27 protein-coding genes, 1 tRNA gene and 1 pseudogene are annotated in these 24960 nt (G+C 31.9%); 11 read left to right on the top strand and 18 right to left on the bottom strand.

The features are described 5' to 3' along the window. Positions 1–17: 17 nt before the first annotated feature. The 11 genes and pseudogenes from Q1B05_RS10525 to Q1B05_RS10480 all read right to left on the bottom strand — a co-directional run bounded on the left by Q1B05_RS10525 (position 18) and on the right by Q1B05_RS10480 (position 8712). Positions 18–470, bottom strand: coding sequence for a tRNA (cytidine(34)-2'-O)-methyltransferase (locus Q1B05_RS10525; protein ID WP_299780415.1), 453 nt, complete (start codon positions 468–470; stop codon positions 18–20). 78 nt (positions 471–548) lie between these two features. Then, positions 549–1313, bottom strand: a complete 765-nt coding sequence (trpA, locus tag Q1B05_RS10520; RefSeq protein ID WP_299780413.1) for a tryptophan synthase subunit alpha — start codon at positions 1311–1313, stop codon at positions 549–551. Positions 1314–1366: 53 nt separating this feature from the next. Next, complete coding sequence (locus Q1B05_RS10515) at positions 1367–1651, bottom strand: GIY-YIG nuclease family protein (RefSeq protein WP_299780411.1); 285 nt, start codon at positions 1649–1651, stop codon at positions 1367–1369. Between the two features lie 45 nt (positions 1652–1696). Next, positions 1697–2878 (bottom strand): tryptophan synthase subunit beta, encoded by a 1182-nt coding sequence (gene trpB / locus Q1B05_RS18715; protein ID WP_366944363.1) that lies wholly within the window; start codon positions 2876–2878, stop codon positions 1697–1699. Positions 2879–2920: 42 nt separating this feature from the next. Then, positions 2921–3499, bottom strand: a pseudogene (locus tag Q1B05_RS18710) (phosphoribosylanthranilate isomerase); the annotation flags it as partial. A gap of 23 nt (positions 3500–3522) precedes the next feature. Next, positions 3523–4308, bottom strand: a complete 786-nt coding sequence (gene trpC, locus Q1B05_RS10505; RefSeq protein ID WP_299780407.1) for an indole-3-glycerol phosphate synthase TrpC — start codon at positions 4306–4308, stop codon at positions 3523–3525. Between the two features lie 4 nt (positions 4309–4312). Next, positions 4313–5305: an anthranilate phosphoribosyltransferase gene (gene trpD, locus Q1B05_RS10500; RefSeq protein ID WP_299780405.1), complete on the bottom strand. Its 993-nt coding sequence runs from the start codon at positions 5303–5305 to the stop codon at positions 4313–4315. Positions 5306–5307: 2 nt separating this feature from the next. Continuing rightward, entirely contained in the window at positions 5308–5874 is a 567-nt protein-coding gene (locus Q1B05_RS10495; protein WP_299780403.1) for an aminodeoxychorismate/anthranilate synthase component II, read from the bottom strand. 23 nt (positions 5875–5897) lie between these two features. Continuing rightward, positions 5898–7301, bottom strand: coding sequence for an anthranilate synthase component I family protein (locus Q1B05_RS10490; RefSeq protein WP_299780401.1), 1404 nt, complete (start codon positions 7299–7301; stop codon positions 5898–5900). Positions 7302–7598: 297 nt separating this feature from the next. Next, a complete protein-coding gene (locus tag Q1B05_RS10485) occupies positions 7599–8165 on the bottom strand; it encodes a YceI family protein (RefSeq protein ID WP_299780399.1) in 567 nt (188 codons plus the stop codon). A gap of 91 nt (positions 8166–8256) precedes the next feature. Further along, complete coding sequence (locus Q1B05_RS10480; RefSeq protein ID WP_299780397.1) at positions 8257–8712, bottom strand: MarR family transcriptional regulator; 456 nt, start codon at positions 8710–8712, stop codon at positions 8257–8259. 113 nt (positions 8713–8825) lie between these two features. Here Q1B05_RS10480 and Q1B05_RS10475 point away from each other — a divergent pair, with 113 nt between their 5' ends. The 3 genes from Q1B05_RS10475 (at position 8826) to Q1B05_RS10465 (ending at position 10274) form a co-directional block, all read left to right on the top strand. Continuing rightward, on the top strand, positions 8826–9365 hold the full coding sequence (locus tag Q1B05_RS10475) for a TlpA family protein disulfide reductase (protein ID WP_299780395.1): 540 nt from the start codon (positions 8826–8828) through the stop codon (positions 9363–9365). Positions 9366–9553: 188 nt separating this feature from the next. Continuing rightward, positions 9554–9868, top strand: coding sequence for a rhodanese-like domain-containing protein (locus Q1B05_RS10470; protein WP_299780393.1), 315 nt, complete (start codon positions 9554–9556; stop codon positions 9866–9868). A gap of 10 nt (positions 9869–9878) precedes the next feature. Then, the gene (locus Q1B05_RS10465; protein ID WP_299780391.1) at positions 9879–10274 is read left to right on the top strand and encodes a rhodanese-like domain-containing protein; all 396 of its coding nucleotides are present in this window, start codon (positions 9879–9881) and stop codon (positions 10272–10274) included. A 105-nt stretch (positions 10275–10379) separates the two neighbouring features. On the opposite strand, the gene Q1B05_RS10460 is transcribed toward Q1B05_RS10465, so the two are convergent. The 7 genes from Q1B05_RS10460 to Q1B05_RS10430 form a co-directional block, all read right to left on the bottom strand. Then, positions 10380–10871: a DUF192 domain-containing protein gene (locus tag Q1B05_RS10460; protein ID WP_299780389.1), complete on the bottom strand. Its 492-nt coding sequence runs from the start codon at positions 10869–10871 to the stop codon at positions 10380–10382. A gap of 12 nt (positions 10872–10883) precedes the next feature. Next, a complete protein-coding gene (gene lgt / locus Q1B05_RS10455) occupies positions 10884–11810 on the bottom strand; it encodes a prolipoprotein diacylglyceryl transferase (RefSeq protein WP_299780387.1) in 927 nt (308 codons plus the stop codon). 95 nt (positions 11811–11905) lie between these two features. Then, positions 11906–12127 (bottom strand): membrane protein insertion efficiency factor YidD, encoded by a 222-nt coding sequence (gene yidD / locus Q1B05_RS10450; protein WP_057779703.1) that lies wholly within the window; start codon positions 12125–12127, stop codon positions 11906–11908. Between the two features lie 50 nt (positions 12128–12177). Continuing rightward, positions 12178–13662, bottom strand: coding sequence for a cysteine--tRNA ligase (gene cysS, locus Q1B05_RS10445; RefSeq protein ID WP_299780382.1), 1485 nt, complete (start codon positions 13660–13662; stop codon positions 12178–12180). 15 nt (positions 13663–13677) lie between these two features. Then, positions 13678–14355: a GTP cyclohydrolase I FolE gene (folE, locus tag Q1B05_RS10440; protein ID WP_299780380.1), complete on the bottom strand. Its 678-nt coding sequence runs from the start codon at positions 14353–14355 to the stop codon at positions 13678–13680. A gap of 161 nt (positions 14356–14516) precedes the next feature. Next, positions 14517–16040 carry an outer membrane protein transport protein gene (locus Q1B05_RS10435; RefSeq protein WP_299780378.1) on the bottom strand — a complete coding sequence of 508 codons (1524 nt, stop codon included), beginning with the start codon at positions 16038–16040 and terminating at the stop codon, positions 14517–14519. Between the two features lie 23 nt (positions 16041–16063). Then, positions 16064–17116 (bottom strand): hypothetical protein, encoded by a 1053-nt coding sequence (locus tag Q1B05_RS10430; protein ID WP_299780376.1) that lies wholly within the window; start codon positions 17114–17116, stop codon positions 16064–16066. 75 nt (positions 17117–17191) lie between these two features. On the opposite strand from Q1B05_RS10430, the gene proS reads away from it, so the two are divergent. The 8 genes from proS (at position 17192) to Q1B05_RS10390 (ending at position 24935) form a co-directional block, all read left to right on the top strand. Next, positions 17192–18670 (top strand): proline--tRNA ligase, encoded by a 1479-nt coding sequence (gene proS, locus Q1B05_RS10425; RefSeq protein ID WP_299780374.1) that lies wholly within the window; start codon positions 17192–17194, stop codon positions 18668–18670. Positions 18671–18846: 176 nt separating this feature from the next. Continuing rightward, a tRNA-Glu gene (locus tag Q1B05_RS10420) sits at positions 18847–18918 on the top strand. Positions 18919–18943: 25 nt separating this feature from the next. Beyond that, positions 18944–19195, top strand: coding sequence for a 30S ribosomal protein S20 (gene rpsT, locus Q1B05_RS10415; RefSeq protein ID WP_299780372.1), 252 nt, complete (start codon positions 18944–18946; stop codon positions 19193–19195). Between the two features lie 832 nt (positions 19196–20027). Further along, positions 20028–20750 carry an SDR family NAD(P)-dependent oxidoreductase gene (locus Q1B05_RS10410; protein WP_299780370.1) on the top strand — a complete coding sequence of 241 codons (723 nt, stop codon included), beginning with the start codon at positions 20028–20030 and terminating at the stop codon, positions 20748–20750. 723 nt (positions 20751–21473) lie between these two features. Then, positions 21474–22235: a YHYH protein gene (locus tag Q1B05_RS10405; RefSeq protein ID WP_299780368.1), complete on the top strand. Its 762-nt coding sequence runs from the start codon at positions 21474–21476 to the stop codon at positions 22233–22235. 9 nt (positions 22236–22244) lie between these two features. Next, entirely contained in the window at positions 22245–22859 is a 615-nt protein-coding gene (locus Q1B05_RS10400) for a hypothetical protein (protein ID WP_299780366.1), read from the top strand. Continuing rightward, the gene (locus Q1B05_RS10395; RefSeq protein WP_299780364.1) at positions 22828–23526 is read left to right on the top strand and encodes an SCO family protein; all 699 of its coding nucleotides are present in this window, start codon (positions 22828–22830) and stop codon (positions 23524–23526) included. The genes Q1B05_RS10400 and Q1B05_RS10395 overlap by 32 nt, the downstream gene beginning before the upstream one ends. Before the next feature lie 467 nt (positions 23527–23993). Then, positions 23994–24935, top strand: coding sequence for a T9SS type A sorting domain-containing protein (locus tag Q1B05_RS10390; protein ID WP_299780362.1), 942 nt, complete (start codon positions 23994–23996; stop codon positions 24933–24935). The last annotated feature ends 25 nt before the right edge of the window (positions 24936–24960 follow it).

Below are 24960 nucleotides of genomic sequence, written 5' to 3'. Positions count from 1 at the left end.
TAAAATAAATTGATGTGCTAACTTAATTTTTTTAAGCCTTCGTAAACCACGATACTAACAGCATTTGCAAGATTTAAACTGCGTATATGTTCACTAAAAAGTGGAATTTTGAAAAGCTCGTTTTTATGTTCTTCAAGTAAAAGTTTAGGTAAGCCTACAGATTCTTTTCCGAAGATGAGAAACATATTATCTTCAAAATCAATATCCCAATGCGATTTTTCGCCATGACTGGATAAGAAAGCCATTTTTTTGTCTGCGTTTATACTGAAGAATTCAGCTATAGATTCGTAATAGGTAATATTTAAATGTTTCCAATAATCTAAACCGGCACGTTTTAAACGTTTGTCGTCTATTTCGAAACCAAATGGTTTAACTAAATGCAAATGAGATCCGGAAGCTAAACTTAACCGACCAATATTTCCCGTGTTATTTGGTATTTCTGGCTCAAAAAGAACAATGTTTAAAGGCATATTATATATTGAATTGAAACATAAAAAAGACTTTTCTGTTTTTGAAAAGCCTTTTGAAATGATTTTTATTATAATGTGTTAAGATTTTATTTTAGATGTGAAAGCTCCCAGATTGTCAATTCCGTTTTCAGTAATATACTTAATAAAAGCACTCCCTATAATGGCTCCTTTTGTATAGGTAGTAGCCTGTTTAAAGGTTTCTGCATTGTTAATTCCGAATCCGATAATTTGCGGTGTATTAAGGTTCATGTCAGAAATACGTTTAAAGTATTCTGTTTGTTCGTCTCCAAATCCTGACTGACTTCCTGTAACACTAGCACTACTTACCATGTAAATAAATCCGTTAGACATATTATCTATAAAGGCAATACGTTCGTTAGAGGTTTGTGGGGTAATTAAAAATACATTAATTAATCCGTATTTTTCAAAGGTTTCTTTATAATGCGCTTTGTATTCGTTTACAGGTAAATCAGGAATAATTAGTCCGTCGATACCAATTTCTTGACATTTTTTACAGAACGCATCTACACCATATTGCAACATAGGGTTAAAATATCCCATAATTACTAAAGGAATAGAGACTGTTTTTCTGATGTCTTTTAATTGCTCGAATAACTTAGCTGTAGTCATTCCATTTTTTAAAGCTTGAGAAGAACTTTTCTGTATTGTAGGTCCATCGGCTAAAGGATCGCTAAATGGTAACCCGATTTCAATCATATCTACACCATTTTTTTCAAGGTCTTCAATGATGCTTACTGTATCGTTTAAACTAGGATATCCAGCGGTAAAATATATAGACAATAATTTTTTGTCTTCTTGAAGTTTTTTATTTATTCTGTTCATTGTAAATGAATCGTTTATATTCCCTCGAAGGAGGGAATCTTTTAATATTTAATTTAAATATATTCTGAAAGATCTTTCCAATCTGGATTCAATCCATTAATTAAATTTATTTTCCATTCTCGGTTCCACTTTTTTAATTGGCGTTCTCTTTTTATGGCGTTATTTATATATTTCGTTGTTTCAAAATAGACTAACTTATTTACATTATATCTTCCTGTAAAGGTTTTTATATTGTTATTTTTATGTTGAATTAATCTTACTTTCAATTGTTTTGTACGGCCTATATAAAGAACGGTATGGTTTTTATTGGTTAATATATAAACGTAATAAACATCCATAAAATGGTTCATGAGATTTCCACCTATGCGGAAATGAAAAAAAAATTAAATCTTAAAATAATCAATATAGTTCTGTAAATCTTTATCGCCACGTCCAGATAAATTCAATACAATAACATCTTCAGGTTTAAATTTTCTGTCTTTAAATACGGCTAAAGCATGAGAACTTTCAATGGCTGGAATAATACCTTCTAATTTACAAAGCTCCATTCCTGCGTTCATAGCTTCATCATCTGTAATAGAAATAAATTCTGCTCTACCAGTAGCAAATAAATTAGCGTGCATTGGGCCAACTCCAGGATAATCTAGTCCTGCAGAAATAGAATACGGTTCGGTAATTTGCCCGTCGTCTGTTTGCATTAACAAGGTTTTACTTCCATGAATAATTCCTTCTTTTCCTAATGCTGAAGTTGCAGCACTTTCACCAGAATTTACTCCTAAACCTGCTGCTTCTACAGCTATTAAATTCACATCTGTTTCATCTAAGTATTGATAAAAAGCACCAGCAGCATTACTACCACCACCAACACATGCAATAACATGGTCTGGTTTTGTTCGGCCTTCTTTTTCTTGTAATTGCCATTCTATTTCTTGAGACACTACAGATTGAAAACGGGCTACCATATCTGGATATGGATGAGGTCCTACAACACTACCAATAATATAATGTGTGTTTACAGGATTGTTAATCCAATCGCGAATAGCTTCGTTTGTAGCATCTTTTAACGTACGACTTCCTGATAATGCAGGAATAACTGTAGCACCTAACATTTTCATACGTGCCACGTTTGGTGCTTGACGAGCGATGTCTATTTCACCCATATACACAATACACTCTAAGCCCATAAGTGCACAAACTGTAGCTGTTGCAACACCGTGTTGTCCAGCTCCTGTTTCTGCAATAATTCGTTTTTTACCTAAACGTTTAGCCATTAAAATCTGACCAACAGTATTGTTTATTTTGTGTGCGCCAGTATGATTTAAATCTTCACGTTTTAAGTAGATTTTTGTGTTGTATTTCTCGCTTAATCGCTTTGCAAAATAAAGAGGAGACGGACGACCAACATAATCTTTTAATAACTGATTGAACTCTTCTTGAAATGAAGGTTCTGCCATAATTTTTAAATAATTTTGGCGTAATTCCTCTACATTAGGATATAGCATTTCTGGGATATAAGCACCACCAAATTCGCCATAATAGCCTTTGTCGTTTATGTTATAACTCATAGTGTGTTGTATAGTGTTTACAGCAAATTGCTGTTTAAATTGTTTAACAAGTTCAAAATCTTTTAAGCCAGGCTGAGTTTCAAATTTACTATTTACATCAATGGCATAACAGTATTTAGAAGCTTTACTTTTTGAAAATTCTGATATGTTTTCTAATTCTGAAATTCCTAAACCACCACTTAAAAAGTAGGGTTTTGTTGATGGGTAATTTTCTAGTATATTCCAGTTGAAAGTATATCCGTTTCCGCCAGGAAGTTTACCTTTTGTATCGAATAGGAAGAAATCGCAAACCGATTCGAATGGTGCTAAGACATCAAAATTAAATTCATCTTTAACAGAAAATACTTTGATGATTTCAATATCAGGAAGCTGTTTTTTTATGGATTTACAGTAATCTACAGATTCTTTACCATGTAATTGAACAGCTTGCAAGTTGTGTTCTAAAACAGTTGTTACGACTGTCTCTTCTGAAGCATTTACGAAAACACCAACTTTCTTAATCGTTTTGGGAAGATTAGGAATTTCTGATGATATAAATCGAGCAGATTTATCATAAAAAATAAACCCGAGATAATCTGGCTGTAGACTGGCTATAGCTTCGATGTTTTCAGTAAATTTCATGCCACAAACTTTTAGTTTCATAACTATTGGTTTAAAGCGTTTATAAATTGAGTTGCACTTGCTCCAGCATTATCAGTCTTCATAAAATTTTCACCAATTAAAAATCCTTGATAACCGTAAGGCTGTAACTCTTTAATGGCTTCAATATTACTAATGCCGCTTTCTGAAACCTTTACAAAATCGTTTGGAATTAATGTGCTTAACGCTTTACTAATGTCTAGCGATACTTCAAAGGTTTTTAAATTTCTATTATTTACACCAAGCATATCTAAACTTGGCATTAGTGATTTATGAAGCTCTTCTTCGTTATGCACTTCTAAAAGGACATCTAAATTTAAACTTTTTGCTAATTCTGAAAAGGTTTTAATTTCTTCTCGCGTTAAAATTGCAGCGATTAGTAAAATAACATCTGCACCGTAGGCTTTGGCTTCAATAATTTGATATTCATCTATAATAAATTCTTTTCTTAGCAAAGGCAAGTTACAGCTTGCACGCGCAGTAAGTAAATCGTCTAAACTTCCGCCAAAATATTTACCATCTGTTAAAACAGACATGCCGCAAACTCCAGCATCTTCGTAACCTTTAGCAACATCAAACACATTTAAATTATGATTAATGACAGATTTAGAAGGAGAACGACGTTTGTGTTCAGCAATAATTCCGCTTGTACTTGCTTTTAATGCTGAAGCTAAAGAGTTTGTGTTTCTAGAAAAAAGTATAGATCGCTCTAACTGTTTTACAGGAATTAATGTTTTTCTTAAGGTTACTTCTATGCGTTTATCTGCTACTATTTTATCTAAAATATTCATATAACTATGCGCTTAAATCTACTAAAGTTTTAAATCGTTTTAAGGCTTCTCCAGATTGTAACGATTCCTTTGCAGCTGCAAAACTATCTGTTAAAGTTGTGTGTTTTACTGTTTGTATTGCCATTGCAGCATTTGCACAAACAACGTTGTTTTGAGCTTCTGTACCTTGACCTTGTAAAATGTTTACAAAAATATCTGATGCTTCTTTAATGGTGTCTCCTCCAAAAATATCTGATTGCTGAATTAATTGTAATCCGAAATCTTCTGGAGTTAACATGGTTTCAGAATAATTAGAAATGACTTTAGTTTCACTTGTTAATGAAATTTCATCATAACCATCTAAGGCATGTAAAATTGTAAAGTTCTTGTCTGTTTTCTGATATAAATACCCGTATAATCTTGCCAATTCTAAATTAAAAACCCCAACTAATTGATTCTTTGGAAATGCAGGATTTACCATTGGACCTAACATATTAAAGAATGTTTTTACTCCTAATTCTCTACGAATAGGTGCAACATTTTTCATTGCTGGGTGAAACAGCGGTGCGTGTAATACACAAATTCCTGCCTTTTCTAAACAGTTTTCTAAAAATCCAGCATCGTTAGTGAATTTTACACCTAGATGTTCCATAACATTACTAGAACCAGATATAGAAGAGACTCCGTAATTCCCATGTTTGGTAACATGTACACCCGCTCCAGCCGTAATAAAAGAGGCTAAAGTTGAAATGTTAAAGGTGTTTTTTCCGTCACCTCCAGTTCCACATAAATCTATGGTGTTATATCCAGATAAATCTATTGCTACACATAATTCTAAAAGGGCATCTCTAAATCCTTCTAACTCGTCTGTTGTAATGCTTCGCATCATATACACTGTTAAAAATGAAGCAATCTGACTCTGATTATAATCGCCTTTAGAGATGTTTACCAATACACGTTTTGCTTCTTCTTTAGAGATGTGTTCGTGATTAATAAGTCTGTTAAGTATTTGTTTCATGATTAACTATTTATCCAATTTTTAAGCATTTGTTTTCCGTTAGGTGTTAACACCGATTCTGGATGATATTGTACGCCGCGAACATCGTAAATTCTGTGACGTAACGACATGATTTGTCCGTTTTCATCGAGAGAAGTGGCTTCTAAAACATCTGGTAATTCATTTGAAACCACCCAAGAATGATAGCGACCAACAGGAAATGTTTTATCGAAACCATCAAATAAATGTTCATTATCTACACACAAGGTTACATCTGTAGCTACACCGTGGTATACATTGTCTAAGTTTTCAATACTTCCGCCAAATACTTCAGCAATGGCTTGTTGACCTAAACAGACGCCTAAAATACTTTTAGTAGGTGCGTATGTTTTGATAATGTCTTTTAATAATCCGGCTTCATCTGGAATTCCAGGGCCAGGAGACAATACAATTTTATCGAAGGCTTCAACGTCTTCTAAATTTAGTTTGTCGTTTCGTTTTACGGTAACTTGGCATCCTAAATCTTCTAAATAGTGCACTAGATTGTAAGTGAAACTATCGTAATTATCTATAACTAATATATTTTTCATAGTGGGTTTCTGTATTTGCACTATTAAATGTTTTTTGCTAAATCTATGGCTTTGGTTAAAGCTCCAAGTTTGTTGTAAACTTCTTGTAACTCGTCTTCTGGTTTCGATTTAGAAACGATTCCAGCTCCAGCTTGCCAATGTAGTTTGTGGTCTTTACTTAAGAAAGTTCTAATCAAAATGGCATGATTAAAGTTTCCTTTAAAATCCATAAAACCAATAGCTCCACCGTAAAACTCACGACTTGTTTTTTCGTATTTTTCAATAAGTTGCATGGCTTTGTGTTTAGGTGCACCACTTAATGTTCCTGCAGGAAACGTATCTGCAACCACTTGCATGGTTATGGTATCTGCATGTTTTTTTCCAATCACTTTACTTACCAAGTGAATAACATGAGAGAAGAATTGTACTTCGCGGTAGGTTTCTACAGTAACTTGACTACCGTGACGGCTTAAATCGTTTCTAGCCAAATCTACTAGCATTACATGTTCTGCATTCTCTTTATCGTCTTTTGCTAGTTTTTTAGCAAGTTCTGCGTCTTTTTCATCGTTACCAGTACGTTTAAATGTGCCTGCAATTGGGTGAATTTCTGCATTACCATCTTGAACAACTAATTGTGCTTCTGGAGAACTTCCAAATATTTTAAAAGTCCCATAATCGAAATAGAATAGGTAAGGGGATGGATTAATACTTCTTAAGGCACGATATACATTAAACTCGTCGCCTTTAAATTCTTGAGAGAATTTTTTAGATAATACTAATTGAAATACATCGCCTCTTGCGCAATGTTGTTTTGCTAAAGCAACGTTATTCTTATACTCTTCATCTGTTAAATTTGATGCAATATTATTTTCAGGAGTAAATTGGTAAGTCGCAAATTGATTTGATTTTATAAGTTGGTTTAAATCATCAATATTATTTTTTCCATCGTAACAATGTGCGAAAATATAGGCTTCATTATTAAAATGATTTATAGCAATAATGTTTTGATAAACGGCATAATAAATATCTGGAATACCTAAAACCTCTTCTTTTTTATTGATTTCTATATCTTCAAAATAGCGAACGGCATCATAACCTATATATCCAAAAATACCATTGTTTATAAATTTAAACTCTTCACTATCATCTGTTTTAAAACGTTTGGTAAAGTTGTGAATTTCTTCAGTAACCATACCACGATTTGTAATAGGCTGAGAAATAATTTCACCATTAGGAAACTCCTGAGTAATAGTTTCATTTTGCACTTTTATAGATGCAATCGGATTACAACAAATGTAAGAGAAACTGTTATTGTTAGCGTGGTAATCACTACTTTCTAATAAGATACTATTAGGGAATTTATCTCTAATTTTTAAGTAAACACTTACCGGTGTAATGGTGTCGGCTAGAATTTTCTTGTAATGGGTTGTGAGTTTAAATTGTTTCATCTTTTTGTAATAAAAAAAGGCTTGTCGTGAATGACAAGCCTTGTTATTTTGAGTTTAAAATATACAATAGGTTTAGTTCACGAAGTTTACATTTCGAGAGTTCCACCACCAAGTATGATTTAAATTTGTGTTCAATTTTAATATTATTTTTCTCAAATATAGGGATGAAAATTTAGTTATCAAATTTTTTTTGAATAAATTATAAAAGAGAATTCCTGAAGGTCAGTATAATAATACAAAACGCTTCAGGAATTAAACTTAATCACACATTGGTACTAACATCTGAATTAGGTAATGTTAGAATTTTAAAGACACATTTAAGTCAAATTCGTTATAAATGGCCTTGTCTTGTAGGTTGTCAAAGAAACTTGCCGAACCGTATTTAATATCGTATTTAGTTCTATCTATTTTAAGCGCTGCTTTAGCAGTATCTCCTGTTACGTTCATTTTAAAAGTTACAGGTTTTGTAATGCCTTTAATTGTTAAGTCTCCAGTTACAGCGTAATCAGAACCTAAAGCTTCAACTTTAGTGAATTTTAATGTGGCTGTAGGGAATTTATCAGTCCCAAAAAAGTCGTCTGCTTTTAAGTGTCCATCTAATTTTGTTTTAGAATCACCTTCAAGGTCTGTTGTGTTTATAGACGTCATATCTATAGTGAAAGCGCCTCCTATTAATGTTGTTCCATCAAACTCTAAAGTTCCTTCTTTAAGTGCTATTGTTCCGTCGTGTTGTCCTGTAACTTTATGCCCAGTCCAATTTACTTGACTTTCTTTTACGTTTACTTTTTTTGTTTTTAATGTTGAGAACGATGCAAATGTTATAGCCAATACTAATATCAGTGCGCTTTTTACTGTGTTTTTCATGTTTTTTTATGGTGTTTAATTATATAATTTGATTATTATTTCTTTCTGATTTTTTCGATTACTGTCTAATAATAGTCTGTTTCTAATAAAATTAAGATCTTAATTTTGTCAATAAAAAGTTTAAAGTTTCTAATTCTTTAGCTGTTAGATTTGATGTGATTTCAGATTCTGTTCTATCTATAATTGGATCTATTTCTTTTAAAATTTCTAATCCTTTTTTAGTAATAAAAATTTCAACTTTTCTTCTGTTTATCTCGCAAGTGAAACGTTCTACATATCCTTTTAAAATAAGCTTATCAACCAAGCGTGTGGTATTACTCATTTTATTTATCATGCGATCTTGAATGTCTTGTAAATTAGCAGGACTTCCTTTTTTGCCTCTTAAAATGCGTAATACATTAAACTGTTCGTTAGAGACATCAAAAGATTTTAAAATTGCATTTACTATATCTTTAGTCCAAATACTAGAGTACGTAATATTGAGTACCGTTTTTCTGTTTAAAGGAATTGGAGTGGTCGTTTTTAATATGTCTTCTAACTGTTTCATATACAATATTTGTATATACAAATGTATGTTAAAGACTATAATAATTGAATCTGTTTTGTATAATGTTTTGTTAAAATTATTTTAAGGATTTGAGTGTTGACTATTTTTATGACATGAAAAACATTATTCTATTAGTATTCTTATGCTGTTTTGCTTGTAAAGATAATTCTAAGAAAGATTCAGTAAAGGAAGGAGAAGGACAGGTGGAACGCAGTGAAAAAACGATTAATGATGTTGCATTAACAATTTATAATTTTGAAGAATTAAACCCTCTGTTACATGTAAAGGATGATAATATACACGTTATTAATTTTTGGGCTACTTGGTGTGTTCCTTGTGTAAAAGAATTACCTCATTTTGAAAAATTAAGAACAGAATATGCTTCAAAAAATGTACAATTATTGTTAGTAAGTCTAGACTTTCCAAATGTTTACGATTCTAAATTGAAACCTTTTATTCTAAAACATAACATACAATCTAAAGTTGTAGCTTTAAATGATCCAGATTCTGAAACTTGGATTTCTAAAATAAGTACTACATGGTCTGGTACCATTCCTGTTACTCTTATATATAATAAAGACAAACGCAAGTTTTATGAAACTCCGTTTACTTATGAAGAATTAGAAGCAGAGGTTAAAACGTTCTTAAAATAAAATATAATAGTTGTGTTTTGAAGGAAAAAGAGATTAAGGCATAAACTATTAAGGCTATTAATAAGTTTTAAAATTATAATACTTCTTCATTTTAAAAATAATAAAATCCTAAATTGTAAGACTTCGGTTTTTTTTTCGTTTATATATTAAAGATATTATAAATTTGTAATCAAAATATTTAAACAATTATGGCAGATTTAACACAAGAAGAATGGGTAGAACAGTTAGCTAGCGACAGTAATGCTGTGATTTTAGACGTACGTACAGATGATGAAGTAGACCAAGGATTTATACCAAACTCTAAACATATCGATTTTTATTTAGGTCAAGAATTTGTTGCTCAGGTTGATAAATTAGACAAATCTAAAAACTATTATGTGTATTGTCGTTCTGGAGCAAGAAGCGGTAAGTCTTGCGAAATTATGAATCAATTAGGAATTGAAAACGCGTATAATTTATTAGGTGGGTTTAACGACTGGGCCGGTGAGGTAGAAGAGCGGTAACACAAACTAGATGAAAAAAATAAATATACTTTATTGTTTTATACTTTTATTATGCTCGGCATGTAATAACAGTGAGGCCGGTGTTATTGAAGTGGTTTCTGCAGAAGAAATGCAATCGCTTCTTAGTTTAGATGATGTGCAATTGGTAGACTTAAGATCTGAAGAAGATCGCTTTAAACAAGGTTATATTGTAAATTCACAGCATGTAGATTATAACTCGGCTACTTTTGAGCAGGATATAAAAGATTTAGATAAAACTAAGCCTGTGGCCTTATATTGTAACTCAGGAAAAAGAAGTGCAGAATGTGCTCAGAAACTTAAAGATGCAGGTTTTGTAAAGATTTTCGATTTGCGAGGTGGGATTTCAGAGTGGAAACATAAAGGAAAAGACATTGTAAAAGATTAAATTTTTAGATCACGAAATTTAAAAAGTCGGATTAAATTATTTCTAATTTAATCCGACTTTTTTGTTTGAAAATTTCAATAAAATTCCGGTTACTTAAAATTTATATCATTTAGTATACGCTATAGAATCTCCTACTTTTAATTGCCAAACATCTGCTAAACCAGCATTTATTTCTAACACATACATCGCCGGTTTGTAAGAAAGTAAAGAGGTTTCGTCCATAGGTTTAGCATTTTTAGAGATACTTACAATAGTTTTATTTTCTCCAAGATAAATAAGGTCTAGTGCGATTTGAGTGTTTTTCATGTAAAAAGCTCTTGGCTCTTCATTAGGAAAAACAAATAACATTCCGTTATCATTTTTCATAGAAGATCTGTACATTAGTCCCGTTTCGCGATCATATTCATTATCTGCAATTTCAATATCTAAAGACTTAATTACCGAGTCGGTCTCAGATTTATAAAGTGTTAATTCTCCTTCTTTGTGAAATGAAATTTCTGTAGGAGTAATATTTGCCTTTTTTTCATTCTTACATGCTAAAGTTAAGGTCGCTAATCCTAATAAAATAATAGAAAATATAAGTTTCGAGACTTTCATAATAACGTGTTTTTAAGCTTTTTTAGAGCTGCCTTTGTATACAAACATAAAGTAAAATCCTACTAATATAAAAGGAATACTTAACCATTGTCCAGTGTTTAATGCCCATGTTGCACGATCGTCTACTTGTGCTTCTTTTACAAATTCTACAAAGAATCTAATGGTCCAAAGTAGCGCTAAAAATAATCCAAATAGGAATCCAGGATTGTCTTTTTTGTTTGTTTTTGTATATATAACCCATAATATTATGAATACAAACACATAACAAGCAGATTCGTATAATTGTGCGGCATGTCTATAAGGAACAGCATCTAATAAGTTTTGAAATTGCGGATTGTTTGCTATGGCATTATATGCTTCTTTAGGGTTATTAATACCCGTAAGTTGTATGGCTTCACGTTTACTATATTCGTCTTGAATGAAACGAACACCTAAACTAGAGTCTGTAACTTTTCCTATAATTTCTGAATTGATAAAATTTCCAATTCTAATAAAAATAGCTCCAAGAGAAACTGGAATTACAATACGATCTAGTATCCAAATTAACGATTTGTAATTGTATTTTTTGCGATATAAATACATTCCTATAATAATACCAATAGCAGCACCATGACTTGCTAGGCCTTGAAAACCAGTAAATTCAAGTTCTGGTTTAGTGCGGATAGGTAAAAAGATGCTAAGAAAATCTTGTTGAAATAATTCTGGCTGATAGAAAATAACATGTCCTAAACGTGCACCAATCATAGTCGCTAAAACCGTGTATATAAATAACGGATCTAAATATTCTAAAGACACATTTTCTTTTTCGTAGATGCGTTTCATAACATACCAACCTAATAAAAAGGCTGTAACCCACATAAGGCTATAAAAATGAAGTTGGAAATTACCAATGATTTCAATTCCTGATGTAGGATTCCAATCGAATTTTAAAAAGTGCATAGTATTTAGTTTTCAATGAGTAAATATAGACATTTGCTCAAGTATTTAAAAGAATAGCTTGTTATAGACTATAAAAATTTTGTTCTTTAATAAGATTAAGGTACAGGATCGTAACCAGAGCCTCCCCAAGGGTGACAACTAAAAATACGTTTAATAGCTAACCAACCCCCTTTTATTAATCCGTGTTTTATAAGAGCCTCTTTGGTGTATTGAGAGCACGTTGGGTGATATCTGCAAGATGCTGGAGTTAATGGAGATATTAGTGTTTGATATATCTTGATTAAGAATAAAAAAGGAGCGATTAAAAAACGTTTCATTTAGTATATAAAAAACGGACAAGTGAAAAAATCTTGTCCGTGTTATGTTTTTAATTGGTCGAAAATGTTGTGCCTTCCTTGCCATCGTTAAGTTGAATGCCAACTGTAGCAAGTTCGTCTCGAATTTTATCAGATAAAGCAAAATCTTTATTAGCTCTTGCTTCTTGTCGTAATTTAATTAATAAGTCGACTGCTCCTGCTAATTTGTCTTCTCCTGCTTCAGTTTCAGATCCGTGTACTAAACCTAAAACATCGAATGTAAAGGTATGCATGGTTTCTTTTAATTCTTGTAAATCTGCTTCAGAAAGTGATGTTTTTCCTTCTTTTATTTGATTGATGAACTTTACAGCTTCAAATAAATTAGCAATTAAAATAGGAGAATTAAAATCATCGTTCATGGCATCGTAACATTTCTGTTTCCATTCTGAAATGTTAATAGATGAGGTTGAGCTAGCTTTAAGGTTATCTAGATCTGTAATGGCATCCATTAATCTATTGAAGCCTTTTTCACTTGCTAACAATCCGTTATTAGTAAAATCAAGAATACTTCGGTAGTGTGCTTGTAGCATGAAAAAACGAGCCACACTAGCGCTAAATGCTTGTGTAATATGCTCATTATCTCCAGTAAATATTTCTTCAGGAAGAATAAAGTTTCCTGTAGATTTAGCCATTTTTTTTCCATTCATAATTAACATATTAGCATGCATCCAATAGTTAACAGGAGATTGGTGGTTACAAGCTTCTGCTTGTGCAATCTCACATTCGTGATGTGGGAATTTTAAATCCATTCCGCCACCATGAATATCGAAATGTTCGCCTAAATATTTTGTACTCATAGCTGTACATTCTAAATGCCAACCAGGAAAACCGTCGCTCCAAGGCGATGGCCAACGCATAATATGTTGTGGTTCTGCTTTTTTCCAAAGAGCAAAATCCTGAGGGTTTTTCTTATCACTTTGTCCGTCTAATTCACGTGTGTTATGAATTAAATCTTCAACCTTACGTTTACTTAATTTACCGTAATCGTTGGTTTCGTTATATTTTAAAACATCAAAATATACAGATCCATTTATTTCGTAACCAAACCCATTATCGATTATCGTTTTTATTAATTCAATTTGTTCAATAATATGTCCAGTTGCAGTAGGCTCTATACTTGGTGGTAAAAAGTTGAATTTATTTAAGATATTATGAAAGTCTACGGTGTAACGCTGTACCACTTCCATAGGTTCAATTTGTTCTAAACGCGCTTTTTTTGCGATTCTATCTTCTCCTTCGTCAGCATCATTTTCTAAATGTCCAGCATCAGTAATATTACGAACGTAACGTACTTTAAAACCTAAATGTTTTAAATAACGAAAAATAGTATCGAAAGACATAAACGTTCTTACATTACCTAAATGTACGTTACTGTAAACTGTAGGTCCACAAACATACATACCAACGTAACCGTCGTTTATAGGTGTAAAAACTTCTTTTTGTCCTGAAAGTGAATTGTAAACTTTAATGTTTTGTTGCTTGTATAGTTGAGGCATGATAATCTTGGTAATTTAAAATTGCGTCTCTAATTTAATGTATTCAATGAATTCTCTGCGAGTGTCTTTTTCTTTGAATTTTCCTCCAAATTCAGCTGTTACAGTGCTGCTTTCTATGTCTCTAATACCTCTAGAGTTTACACATAAATGTTTCGCATCTATAATACATGCCACATCGTCTGTTCCTAAAACAACTTGTAATTCTTTTACAATTTGAATTGTTAAGCGTTCTTGAACTTGAGGACGTTTTGCGTAATAATCTACAATACGGTTCATTTTGGATAAGCCTACAACATTACCTTTAGAGATATAAGCAACATGTGCTCTTCCTACTATTGGTAATAAATGATGCTCGCAAGTGGAGTACAAGGTGATGTTTTTTTCAACTAACATTTCACCGTACTTATATTTATTGTCGAAGGTAGACGCTGTTGGTTTTTTTTCAGGATTTAACCCGCTAAAAATTTCTTTTACAAACATTTTGGCAACACGATTAGGTGTGCCTTTTAAACTATCGTCGGTTAAATCTAAGCCTAATGTTTCCATAATATGGCGAACATCTTTTTTTATGGATTCTATCTTTTTATCATCCGAAAGTTCAAAAGCATCGGCTCGCATTGGAGTATCTGTTGCAGTCCCAATATGGTTATCGCCTATAGCATCAAACTCTTCTATATTGTCATCAAATTTCATTTATCTAAAAAATAAAGCTGTTTTAATGGGCAAAGATAAGTAATTCAGTTTTCTTTGAGTTTGAATTGTGAAACAATTAATAATTACTAAGAGTGCAAAAAAAAACAGATTTGATTTCAAACTGAAAGCAAATCTGTTTTTAAATATATTAATGTCTGTGTTTATAGTGCGAAACTTAAGGTAAATGTGATGTTTGAAACTCTAGTATCTAAAGATGTCGAATCTGTTAAACCAACATTGTAAAGTTGATATTCGGAGTCACGTTGATACTGATCGAAAGTTACATCAATATTTGTTAAGCCAAAACTATAACCTAAACCTACAGAGTATCCTGTTAAATCACCTACAGTTTTTTCGTTTTTATACGGGCTTTCTTCAAAACGATATCCACCTCTTAGACTAAGTTGTTTTAATCTGTATTCTCCACCAACTGCAAAAGAAGAAGCGCCTTTTAACTGATTACTAATAATGTTGTTTTGTACGTTAAAATAAGAATTATTATTTTCTCTAAATTTAGTACTTCCATAATCTTTATAGTTATAATCTAAACTAACTAATCCCCGAGCACCAAAAATATATGCTAAACTTCCTGTGATTTTTCCAGGTGTTTGCAGTTTGTAATCAGGATAAATATTAGTAATTCTAGGATTCACGATTTGTTTTATAGTACCACCATCTTCAACTCTTATGGTAGAAAGAGATTGTGTTGTTTCTTCTTCAATAGTGTACCATACTGGTGAATTGTATGTTAATCCTAATCTTAAACTTTCTGTGGCCTTATAAATTGTACCTAATTGAAAAGAGAACCCACTACCAATAGTAGATAGTTTGTTTTCAAAATCGACATCTCTTACTAGAGAACCACTATTCGAGTTTGCTTCAGTGAAGTAAGTTAAGCGGTCGTAATTTAAAAAATGTGAATTTAAATTAATCCCTAAATATAGTCTATCATTGACTTGAGAAGCAAAGTTTATTGCAATTTTACCATTGTAACCTGTAGCCGAATAAATATAGTTTTGTTCGAATTCTCCAGATGCTATATTAGAGTAATAATCTGTGTTTTCATCAGAGCTATTTGCTGGTTCAATAATATAAGATTCGTAACCTAAAAAGGCTTGTTGGTTTCCTGAGCCGTAAATTCTACCAATTTCAGAATATGCTTCAGAAATAGATTCATTTTGTAAAGCAGAAATCTCATTTAAAGGTAGGCCTTGTGCATAGTCTAAAAAGTAATTTGCTATAGAGTTAGAACCTACACCATGTGTTGTCCAATCATCTTTATAATCATGAGTCTTATCGTAAGCAAAACCTAAAGTAAATTTTTTAAAAGAACTATTGGGGTTCTGATTATTAAAAACAAAAGCTGTTCCTATTTGTGTGAATTCGGTATACGAATCAGAATTTGAGTCGTTACTATCATAATATTGTGTGTCGTTTTTGATGTTTAAATTCGTTAAAGTAAAAGACATAAAGCTTTGTGTAAACACGGCTGAACCTGCCGGATTTAAACTTGTAGCAGATAAATCGCCTCCTAATGCCCCGAAAGCACCACTTAAAGCTCTAAACCTTGCCGATCCGACAATGTCATCTTGAGAGTATCTTAAGGCATCTGTAATATCTTGAGCATAAAAAGCAGGCACTGTAAAAATGCCTGCAATTATAAAAACTATCGTTTTAAAATTCATTATATAAAATTCAATTTTTGTTATTATCTACCTCTTGAAGATCTGCTACTACTGCTTCTGCTTGAAGATCCTGTGCTGCTAGAAGACGACGAGCTTCTTGAAGGCGTAGAGTAGCTTCTGCTAGAAGAGGACGACGAACTTCTTGTAGGTGAAGAATAGGTTCTATTTGAAGATGACGATGAACGTGTAGTAGATCGTGTGTTTCTTGTAGTATTTGTTCTACTGGTTGTCGTTGGTCTTTGTCTGCTGTAGTTTGATGAGCTTCTAGTTGTAGTGTAATTTCTACTTGTTGTATTATTACCTCTAGTGCTTGTTTGGCTATTTCTAGTTAAATTTTGATATCTACTATTAGAATTTGTTTTTGTATAACGATTACTATTTAAATATCTATTGTTCGAGTTGTAAGAAATACCACTTCTATTATAGCGTGAATAGCTTCTATGGTATCCATTGTTATAATGTCCGTGTCCGTAACCAGGACGTCCCCAATAACCGCCTGGATAACCCCATCCAATAGCCCAGCCTCCGCCGTAACCCCAGCCGCCATAGTAAGGTGGGTAAAACCCAACGCCCCAGCCCCAACCGCCGTAGTAAGGTCTGTACCAGTTAGAATAGCCCCAGCCGTATCCATAGCCGTAACCGCCATACACAAAAGGGTCTGTGTAAATTGTTACAGTTACATTTTCTGTCTGTTCTCCCCAACCACCATTACCATTGTAATTGTCTTGGTATGCATAAGTGTCATCATTAGTATAATTATCCTCTGCATATGTATTGCTTTGGTAGCTATCTATATCTGTAAAAACAGAATCTTGTTCAGCATTAAATTCGTCTATTTCTTGATTTTTTTCTTTGAAATAATTTTTATAATAGACATTTTCTGCTGTGTCGTAATTTTGATACACAACTTCATTATTTGGAGTTCCGTATATTCCATCTGTACTTTGCTGACTATAGTATGCTGAACTTCCACAAGATGAGAGTACAAGCAAGCTAGAAAGCATTATAAAAAAGAGTGGTTTTTGTTTTAGAATATCTTTATATCTCATATCTGGATTAAATTTATTGTTGAACATAACAAAAATAGTTAGTTTTGCGTAACTATTTAATGTATTTAACATAGTGGCAATATTTATGCCAAAATTAACAATATGAGCAAAAAACTTACAAGCAGAGCGGAGGACTACTCGAAGTGGTATAACGAATTAGTAGTAAAAGCGGATCTTGCTGAAAATTCGGCAGTTAGAGGGTGTATGGTTATAAAACCATACGGATATGCTATTTGGGAAAAGATGCAAGCTGAATTAGATCGTATGTTTAAAGAGACAGGTCATCAAAATGCATACTTTCCATTATTTGTACCCAAAAGTTTATTTGAAGCAGAGGAGAAAAATGCAGAAGGCTTTGCTAAAGAATGTGCAGTAGTAACACATTATAGATTACAAAATGACCCTGACAATCCAGGGAAATTACGTGTAGATCCAGAAGCAAAATTAGAAGAAGAGTTAGTTGTAAGACCAACCAGTGAAGCTATAATTTGGAATACTTATAAAGGATGGATTCAATCTTACAGAGATTTACCTTTATTAATAAACCAATGGGCTAATGTGGTACGATGGGAAATGCGTACGCGTTTGTTTTTACGTACAGCAGAGTTTTTATGGCAAGAAGGGCATACGGCCCATGAAACTAAAGCAGAAGCATTAATAGAAGCAGAATTAATGAATAATGTGTACGCTACTTTTGTTGAGAATTTTATGGCCATACCGGTTATAAAAGGTACAAAAACAGAAAGTGAGCGTTTTGCTGGAGCCGATGAAACGTATTGTATTGAAGCTTTAATGCAAGACGGAAAAGCTTTACAAGCAGGAACATCTCATTTTTTAGGACAGAACTTCGCAAAAGCATTCGATGTTAAGTTTACATCAAAAGAAGGTAAGCAAGATTATGTTTGGGCAACATCTTGGGGAGTGTCTACACGATTAATGGGGGCTTTAATTATGACACATAGTGATGATCATGGTTTAGTGTTGCCACCAAATTTAGCACCAAACCAAGTTGTTATTGTTCCAATATATAAGACAGATGAACAATTTGAAGAGATTTCTAAAATAGCAAATTTAATTATTAGCGATTTAAGAGCTAAAAACATTTCGGTAAAGTACGATAATCGTACAACATATAGACCTGGAGCAAAATTTGCCCAACACGAATTACAAGGTGTGCCTTTGCGTATAGCAATAGGGCCTAAAGATCTTGAGAATGGTACCGTTGAGTTAGCAAGGCGAGATACTTTAACTAAAGAAATTGTATCCTTAGACTTACTTACAGGTATTGTAGAGGGACTAATGACAGAAATTCAGGAAACACTATATAAAAAGGCTTTTGACTTTAGAGCAACTCATACTACAGAAGTGGATACTTTTGATGAGTTTAAGGCTGCTTTAAAAAATACTGGAGGGTTTATTTCTGCACATTGGGATGGTACAATAGAGACAGAAGATAAGATTAAAGAGCTTACAAAAGCTACAATACGCTGTATACCAGAAGACTCGGTAGAGGAGGAAGGTGTTTGTGTATTTAGTGGGAAACCGTCTAATCGTCGCGTGTTATTCGCAAAAGCATATTAATTTAAATTTTTTTCAAAAAACTTTCAATTCTTGTTGCAATATTCAAAAAAGGTTGTATATTTGCACCCGCAATGAGATAAATATTAATAACAAAAATCACATTGAAAGTTTTTTGAAAAAATGTTTTGCAAATCGAAAATAAGTTTTTATATTTGCACACTCAAAAAAATAACAATGGCCCGTTCGTCTATCGGCTAGGACGCCAGGTTTTCATCCTGGTAAGAGGGGTTCGACTCCCCTACGGGCTACAATCATTTAATAAGAAAGAATCAAATGGCAAATCATAAGTCATCGTTAAAAAGAATTAGAAGTAACGAAGCTAAACGTTTAAGAAATAAATATCAGCATAAAACGACTCGTAATGCTATTAAGAAGTTACGTGACGCTGAAACTAAGGAAGAAGCGCAAGCGTTATATTCTAATGTAGTTTCAATGATTGATAAATTAGCTAAGAAGAATGTAATTCACGCTAATAAAGCTGCAAACCTAAAATCTGGTTTGACTAAGCATATCGCTGCTTTATAAGCAATCTTATAAGTTATATAATAACAGAAAACTCTACAGTAATGTAGGGTTTTTTTGTGTTTAATTACTTCTATAACTGTTATTACATATAACTTTTTAAAATAGTAAAAAAAACAGGATTAGACCTAAATATTGTAAGACGCATTATTGGACATGGACCCTAAGAAGCGTGCATAAGTCTAAAGGTAATTGATAGATGAAAGCTAATAAACTACCTTATTAGGCATATATCATATGTTAGTAATGCTGTTGCGTTAAATATATACCTACAGTCTGTAAATATAGTCTTATATGCGAAACAACGTATTTGAAAGTAGATGGGGTTAAGGATTTCAAAAGTTATAGATGTAAAACGTTTTATGGTTAGCATGGATTTAGAGATTAGATAAGAGATCAATGTTTTAAAAAAGATTGAAAAATCAACAATACTTCTAAACATTGGTTTTTTAATTAAAATTCATCTTAATTGTTTTACCAAAATTTAATTTAAACCTACTTTTTAATACAACTGATTTGTAAAACTATAATACGAAGTTTTTATAAGTTTAAGTAAACTACTAATTCTTGTTTATATGACTTACTTTAAATGAGGAAAATAGATATCGACGAAGAAATTTTAACTAAACTTATGTGCGCGAATAAAAGTGTTTTAATATAAACTGTGTAAAAAACAGTTCAATTATAGCTGGACGAAAGCAGGTTGCTTGTTTACTAGTTTGTAATTTTACTTTAAAATTCTCTTACTTTGTTATCTTTGGGCTACGGTGAAAAAGAGTACTGCAGGCTTTTCTGCAAAAAAATAATAGCCAAAAATATAAGCCATAGGCTGAAAATGAAAAAAGCAATTATAATTGGAGGAACTTCAGGTATAGGTCAAGGAATTACAGATGTACTTGTTAATAATAAATTTAAAGTAGGTATAACGGGTATTGAAAAGACTATAATTGAAGGACTACAAAACTCTGAAAAGGAAAATTTTAAAGCTGAGTATTTAGATTGCATAAATAGTAATGCCTCTGTAACAATAACAGAATTGGTTGATTGGCTAGGTGGACTCGACTTATTAATATTTAGTGCAGGAATTGGTAACTTAAATAAAGATTTAGGGTATAAAGTAGAAAATAATGCAAACAAATTAAATGTACTTGCATTTACAGAAGTTGCAGATTGGAGTTATAGATTCTTTAAAAAACAAGGTTACGGTCATTTTGTCTCAATTAGTTCTATTTCAGGGCTTTTTGGAAGTAGAGTAGCTCCAGCTTATCATGCGGCTAAATCTTATCAAATAAATTATTTGGAGGCGTTAAGTCAGAAAGCAACAAAAGATAGAAAATCTGGATTACCAATCTATACTACTGATGTAAGACCTGGTTTTGTTATTACACCTCTTACCGAAGGTAAAAAAATATTTTGGGCAGCAACAAAAGAAGAAGCTGGAATACAGATTTATAACCTTATTAATAAGAAAAAGAAAATAGGATATGTATCTAAACGCTGGAGAATAGTTGCAATAATTATAAAAATGCTTCCACGTTGGATTAAAAGTAGAATGTAAATATTTGTTTAAACGCTGTTATAACAATGGTGAATTCTATTTAAAACTATAAAATTGCCTATACTTTCCTATACTTTATTAATTAATTGTTTTAAAGCTTTTAAAAAAGTAAATTATAAACATTACAGAAGCTCCCTGTTAACTCATAATCTTAATAGAGTATTGAAGTTGAGCTGTTAAATAGAATCTGTTTTTAATACTTTAAAAAGTTAATTTAAATATTATTATAACACCGATCATATTTATTTTAGTATCCCAAAATAAATGTACTAGCTAAAATCATTGAGATTATTCCTAATAGGTTGCAGATATCTAGAGTTTCGTTGCAAATCCTTCTTTTTAGATAAGAGATTATAGTTGTGAATTCTACTTTGTAAGTCTTTTTTATACGAATTTTAAGGCTTTAAACAGTTTTTAAAAGTGTCTGTAACCCCTAAAATCATTTTTATTTACAAATTCTTTTATCAATAAATCATGACTTTTATCAGTTTGCTAATTTCTATTGACTGAATAAAAGCTACTGTTTACTTAAAAGTAAGCAGGTTAAGTTGATTGCATGGTTTTACTATCTAGTAAAGAATTAGTTTTACCAATACTTTAAAGTTAATTTAACAAAACCATTATAGGGCGACTTTCTTTTTAAATCATAGATTTTTGATTTGTTAATAGATTGAATTTAATAAAGCCTTTCAAAATACCTTTAACAATTTTAAACATAAAAAAATGAAAACAACTTTCAAATCTTTTATATTAGCAACAGTCACTATCTCTATGTTTATGGGCTGTTCTAGTGATGATTCTTCAACTACAACAGATGATTCGACTACCCAAGATGATGATGAAACAGTAACAGAATTACACGCTGCTTTTGCTGCATTTAATACAGATGCAACCACTATTTATTTAGATGGATCTAATGTGGTTATAGAAACTACAGGTTTACCAGATCACGAAACTGTATACTGGGGAGAAGGAAACACACTATATATAGAAGAGCCAGATGTGCAGTTAACTCCATCTATTATGTCAAGTAATAATAATGCCGTAACCATAACTGTAGATGCTACACCAGATTTAACAGGAAACACGGTGTCTACAGAATTAAATACTATAGGTATTGCTGTTAGCGGTGCATCTATTTTTAATGATCAAGAAGGAGCTGGCGATTTAGACGAGGCTGCTGCATCTTTAGATTGGACAGGAGCTCACATCGGTCCAGGTGTTTATCACTACCATTTGGAGCCAAAAGCGTTTACTGATGACGATGATAGTTTAGCAGGTATTTTACTTGATGGTGTGTTTTTATATGGAAGACAATGTTACTCTACAGGCACATATCCTACAGATTTAGACGAATCTGGTGGGCATACATCTATAACACAATATACAGATGGTGAAGAAGAATACCATTACCACATTATAAACGAAATATACTCTACTACAGGATCGTATTTAGCATTTGCTGGTCCTTTTCAAGGATATTAATTTAATAGTATGAAAGCACTATATTTTATGTTTTTTGCCCTACTATTAGTAACTAGTTGTAATAAAACAGCGAGGGTTAAGACAACTGTTACTCTTGAAAAGCGCTTAGTTATTAAAGATTTTGAAATCTCAAAAGATGATTTAGTTTTAAATCAGATTGAAGGAAAATGGTATTATAATAACAAACCTTTCTCAGGCTATTCTATTAAACGCTACCCAAACGATTCCATCGCAGAACGACTTGGCTTTGTAAATGGAAAAAGAGAAGGTATTGCTAGAAAATGGTCTGAGAAAGGTGTGCTGCGTACAGCGTCTTATTATAAACATAATCGCTTAGATAGTGTATACAAAACATGGTGGGAAAATGGAGTATTGTCTTCTCAATCTAATTATAAAGACGGTGTAAAACAAGGAGTAGAAGAAGAATGGTATCCTACAGGGCAACTGGCAAAACAAAGACAGCTTGTTAACGGAAAAGAGAATGGTTTACAAAAAGCTTGGTTGCAAAACGGAACCTTATATGTTAATTATGAAGCCAAAAACGGACGTGTTTTTGGTATGAAAAGAGCAAATTCATGTTATAAACTAGAAAATGAAGTTATTAATAGAAATAAAAAAATATAGTCCAGTATTAATTTTAATGCTTGTACTATTCAGTATAAGTTGTAAAAATGAGCCAAAGAAAGAAGATATTAAAGTTGTTGAAAATAGTAGAGTAGATTACCTGCCGTATTACGAAGATGAATCGTTTACACCACATTGGATTACTCCAGGATCTCAAGAAGAAAAAGATTTTCATAAGATTCCAGATTTTAAATTAATCAATCAATTAGGAGATACAATTTCTCAGAAGACTTTTGAAAATAAAATTTATATAACAGATTTCTTTTTTACTATTTGTCCAGGAATTTGTCCAAAATTAGCTGAAAGTATGCTTAAGGTCCAAGAAGAGTTTAAAGACGACCCCGAGATTCTTCTACTTTCACATTCAGTAATGCCTTCTAAAGATTCTGTACCAGTCTTAAAAGATTATGCAAAATCTCATGGTGTTATTAATAATAAATGGCATTTAGTAACAGGTGATAAAAAAGAAATTTATGCCTTAGGTAGGTCGCAATATTTTGTTGAAAATGATTTGGGAGTACCAAAAAATATTGACGATTTTTTACATACTGAAAACTTTTTACTTATTGATAAGAACAAACATATTAGAGGTATCTATAATGGATTAAATAGAGCTTCAATGGCACAATTAATAACAGATATTAAAGCCTTGAAAATTGAAAACTAATTTATTTAAAATAGAATTAAGTCGTTTTTTATAAGGATTCTTATTCCATAAAAATATAAAGTAAGTGTATAAAATTTTGTTTAAGGCAAATGCTGTACTCAAGATGGTATATACTTGTTTTAGTTTTAGAAAATTTTATTAAAATTAGTATTGAAGACTGTTTCTTTATTAAAAAAAAAAATATTTCATAAAAGTATCAAGTTTTCATAAATAACATAACAAACAACATATAAGCTTTATGCGTTTTATTACTGTAAAACCCTTGCTATACTTAAAACAACAATAGTTTGAAGTGTTTTTGTTATAATGTTATCTATTTGTGTTATAAGTAATTGATTTCATTAAAATTTATGCTTTTTATTGTGATTTTGGAAATAAAATAAATTTAGATTGTTTTTTTTGTTATATTTGGTTAACCAGATTGGTAATCCAATCAAAATAATAATAACTAAATTCAAACTAAAATCATGAAACAAACTTTACTTTCATTATGCCTTTTGGCATCATTTTCAGCTTTCGCACAAGACCCTATTGTTCAAAACGGACAATTTGACCAAATCCCTAAAGCAGAAGGTTCAAGTGACTGTGCTTGTTCACATTGGATAAATAAAGATTTAGGTGATCAAGGGGAAACATCTTCAACTGGAGTTGAATCTCCAAATAAAGCTCTTAAATTTGATAATTTCGAATCAGATTTAATTTATCAAGAAGTCGCTGTGCTACCAAATACAGAATACAAACTAACATATTCTGCAAGGGTAGATGATGATGTAGATCCGGATGTGACACCAACTACATTGGAAATACGTATACTTAAAGGTTCTGGATATAGCGAGGACTATGAAATTACATATTACACTGATGCTACAATTAAACCTACATCTGGCTTTGGGTACACTGATATTGAAGACGTAGAGGATGAAACCAATAACATTGCTGTTACTACTTTAGCGCACCCAGGAGAAGATAGTTATACAGAGTATGAACTAGTTTTTAATACAGGAGATGAAACAAGTATTGCTATTTTTGCCAGAGGAACTGGAAGACCTGAGACTATCCCAGATGATGCTAGCGATAGTAGACCTTGGCAATGGTCTTCAGGTGAAGATGAGGCTTTTCTAGATTATTTAACTTTAACTAACGAAACTTTATCTGTAAGCGACAATGTATTTGCAGCTGGATTAAAAGTGTATCCTAACCCAGCAAACTCAGAAATTAATATTAAAACAGAAAATAATATTCAAATTCAGTCTGTTCAACTATATAACGTTCTTGGATCCAAAGTACTTTCTACAACAGAATTAGTTAACGATCGTCTTGATATTTCAGGAATCACTTCAGGTATCTATATTCTTAAAGTGAATGGAGAAAACAATGGTTCTATAAGCAAGCGTATTGTTATAGAATAAATACTAAGAACTAACCAAAAGGTTA

It is taken from the genome of uncultured Formosa sp., from assembly GCF_947500765.1.
GTDB lineage: Bacteria > Bacteroidota > Bacteroidia > Flavobacteriales > Flavobacteriaceae > Formosa.
Note: the sequence above shows the minus strand (reverse complement) of the source record. Positions and strands in the feature narration are given on the sequence as shown.